This is a genomic window from Pseudomonas sp. Sample_21 (assembly GCF_004307525.1).
In the GTDB taxonomy this organism is placed as follows: domain Bacteria; phylum Pseudomonadota; class Gammaproteobacteria; order Pseudomonadales; family Pseudomonadaceae; genus Aquipseudomonas; species Aquipseudomonas atacamensis.
In genome coordinates, this window is sequence record NZ_RCNZ01000112.1 from 1 (window position 1) to 3,206 (window position 3,206).

At 59.4% G+C, this 3,206-nt stretch carries 4 protein-coding genes; 1 reads left to right on the forward strand and 3 read right to left on the reverse strand.

Translation table 11 applies throughout. From position 1 onward, the window contains the following. The first annotated feature begins 57 nt into the window (after nt 1–57). The gene (locus D8U71_RS21290) at nt 58–1,020 is read left to right on the forward strand and encodes a zinc-binding dehydrogenase (RefSeq protein WP_130888604.1); all 963 of its coding nucleotides are present in this window, start codon (nt 58–60) and stop codon (nt 1,018–1,020) included. 96 nt (nt 1,021–1,116) lie between these two features. Here D8U71_RS21290 and D8U71_RS21295 read toward each other — a convergent pair whose 3' ends face one another. From D8U71_RS21295 to D8U71_RS21305, 3 genes are all read right to left on the reverse strand, one after another. Then, the gene (locus D8U71_RS21295; RefSeq protein ID WP_130888605.1) at nt 1,117–1,770 is read right to left on the reverse strand and encodes an HAD family hydrolase; all 654 of its coding nucleotides are present in this window, start codon (nt 1,768–1,770) and stop codon (nt 1,117–1,119) included. 111 nt (nt 1,771–1,881) lie between these two features. Beyond that, complete coding sequence (locus D8U71_RS21300) at nt 1,882–2,871, reverse strand: ABC transporter ATP-binding protein (protein WP_130888606.1); 990 nt, start codon at nt 2,869–2,871, stop codon at nt 1,882–1,884. Then, nucleotides 2,868–3,206, reverse strand: a 339-nt coding sequence (locus tag D8U71_RS21305; RefSeq protein WP_130888607.1) for an ABC transporter permease subunit, incomplete at its 5' end; no start/stop codon positions are given. The genes D8U71_RS21305 and D8U71_RS21300, both read right to left, overlap by 4 nt.

Consider the following 3,206-nt stretch of genomic DNA (forward strand, 5'->3'; position numbering starts at 1 on the left):
TGCAAAAAGCCCGGCGCTACAGCTTCGGGCTCAGTCCAGACTCACTATGGAGGCAGTGTGAAGGCATTGCAAGGCGTTGAAGGTCAAGTGGCATGGGTTGAAGAGCCGAGTCCTACCTGCGATGTAGGACAAGTCCGCATCCGGGTGGCGGCAGCCGGCCTCAATCGCGCCGATTTATTACAGAAGGCAGGGCTTTATCCACCCCCGCCCGGTGCCAGCCACGTGCTCGGTCTTGAGTGCTCCGGGGTGATCAGCGAAGTCGGTGCGGGCTCGTCCTGGCAGGTCGGCGATCGGGTTTGCGCCTTGCTGGCCGGGGGCGGCATGGCTGAAGAGGTGGTCGTCGACGGACGGCACGTGCTGCCGGTGCCCGAAGGTGTTTCGCTGATCGAGGCGGCGGCATTGCCCGAGGTGTACGCCACCGTCTGGCTGAATGTGTTTCAACTTGCAGCGTTGAAGCCCGGTGAGAAAATTCTCCTGCACGCCGGCGCAAGTGGAATCGGTTCAGCCGCCATTCAGCTGTGCAAAGCCTTCGGTAACCCGTGCTGGGTCAGCGTCGGTTCCGCCGAGCGCCTGGCTTACTGCGAAGCGCTGGGTGCGCAGGGCGGCGTGGTGCGCACCGATGATCTCGAAAGCCTGCGCGACTTCGGGCCGTTCGATGTCATCCTCGACCCGGTGGGCGGCAATTATTCGGCACTGAACCTCAAGTTGATGGCGCTGGACGGGCGTTGGGTGTTGATCGGTTTGATGGGCGGGCGCGAGGCGAAGCTGGATCTGGCGCAGGTGTTGGCCAAGCGTGTACAACTGCTCGGTTCGACGTTGCGCAGCCGTGACGATCAGTTCAAGGCCGATCTGCTCAGCGATCTGGGCCAGCATGTGTGGCCGCTGTTTGCCGAGGGCCGCTTGCGTCCGCAACTGGCCAAAGCGTTTGCGGTGAAGGATGCCGAGGCGGCGTTTGCCGAACTGGCGAGCAATACGGTGGCGGGCAAGTTGGTGTTGGTGATCAATGAGGGTTTGAGCTGACAGCAAAGCAAGGTCAAAAGATCGCAGCCTCCGGCAGCTCCTACAGAGGCACGCATTGCAAAAGTAGGAGCTGCCGAAGGCTGCGATCTTTTGCTTTTATTTCCAGAGATGGATCGGCCAGCCGGCCTTTTCGGCGTGCTCAAGCAGCACCGGATCCGGATTGACCACGTGGGGGAAGTCCACTTTAAGCAACAACGGCAGATCGTTGCGCGAATCGGAATAAAAACTCGCGCCTTCGAGGTTTTCTTCTTCGGCGTCCAGCCATTCCAGCAAGCGGGTGATTTTGCCTTCGCGGTAAGTCAGGGTGCCGACGGTTTTACCGCTGTATGCGCCGTGGGCTACTTCCAGTTCGATGGCGAGAACCTCATCAATACCTAATCGTTCGCCGATCGGCTTGACCAGATGGATACCCGACGCCGAGATCACCAGAATCCGGTCGCCGGCCTTGCGGTGGGCGGCGATGGTTTTGGTCGCGTCGCTGAAGATGATCGGTTCAATGAAATCTTCCACCCACGGGCCAACCAAGTGCTCGATTTCCTCAGGGGTACGGCCAATCAATGGTTCGAGACTGAAGGCCATATAGTCTTCCATCGCCAGATGTCCGCGGCCGTAGGCATCCATCAGTTCCTTGTCGCGCTGCATGAACGACTCGCCATCGACCCAGCCGAGGCGGACCATCTGCTCACTCCATAGCGAGGAGCAGTCGCCGTGGATCAACGTTTCGTCCAGATCAAAAATTGCCAAAGCCATCGGTTCTCTCCGAGAACAGCTGCAAGCTACGAGCTAATAGCTGCAAGAATTAAAATCAGGTGCACCGCAGTCTACAACTTGAAGCTGGTAGCTCGAAGCTTGCAGCTGCTTTTATGCTACTTCGCACAAGGCCGTTGGATCGATGGAAAGTGCCAGGCGCTGTCCGTCGGGATGCAGATCGGCGGCGGAGCGGTTGAGCACATCCACCACCAGTTCCACGCCGCGCGCTTCGACGCGATAGCGAATGACGTTGCCGAGCAGGCTGTGACTGCGGATCTGCGCGTCGAGTTCGCCGTCGAGGCTCAGTTCGATGGCTTCCGGGCGGATGGCGATGCGGTGGTTGACCGGCCGTTGCAACAGCTTCGAGGCGGCATCTGCGTCGAGCAGGTTGTAGTTGCCGATGAAGCCGGCGGCGAATACATCGACCGGCGCGGTGTAGAGGGTTTCGGCGTCGCCGCTCTGGACGATCTTTCCCTGATTCATCAGGAAAATCCGGTCCGACATGGTCAGCGCTTCTTCCTGATCGTGGGTGACGAAGATCGTGGTCAGGCCGAGTTCGCGCTGGATCTGACGAATCTGTTCGCGCAGGTGTTTGCGAATCCGTGCGTCGAGCGCCGACAGCGGCTCATCCAGCAGCAACAAGCGCGGGCGGGTCACCAGTGAGCGGGCGAGGGCGACGCGCTGGCACTGACCACCGGACAGTTGATGCGGATAGCGGCTGGCGAAGTCGTGCAGTTCAACCAGTTTCAACACTTCTGCCACGCGCTTGTGGCTGTCATCGGCGTTGACCTTTTGCATGCGCAGGCCGAAGGCGACGTTCTGTTCGACGGTCATGTTGGGGAATAGCGCATAGCTTTGAAAGACCATGCCGATACCGCGTTTCTGCGGACTCAACGGCACGATGTCGACGCCATCGAGCAAAATCTTGCCGCCATCCACCGGGGTCAGCCCGGCGATGCAACGCAGCAAAGTCGACTTGCCGCAGCCTGACGGGCCTAGCAGGGTGACGAACTCGCCTTTGTTGATTTCGCAATCGATGTCGCTGAACACCGTGGTGCCGGCATAACTTTTCTGCAGGTGTTGGACGCTGACGTAGCTCATTCGCTTTTGTCCTTGTTCAAGATGTTGGCGATCCAGGTCAGGACCAGCACGAAAAAGAAATACGAAATGACCAGCGCACTGGTGAAGTGGCCGCTGCTGTTGCGCATGTTGTTAAGGTACACCTGCAGGGTTTCGTAGCGGGTGCCGACGAGGATGTTGGCGAACACGAATTCACCGAAGAGGAACGAGAACGACAGTAGCAGCGCCACCATCAGGCCTTTGCGCAGATTCGGCAGCACCACCAGAAACGCCGCTTGAAAAGTGCTGGCGCCAAGCAGTTGCGCGGCGTCCATCAGGTCGCGCAGGTTGATCGCTTGCAGGTTGTTGGTGATCGC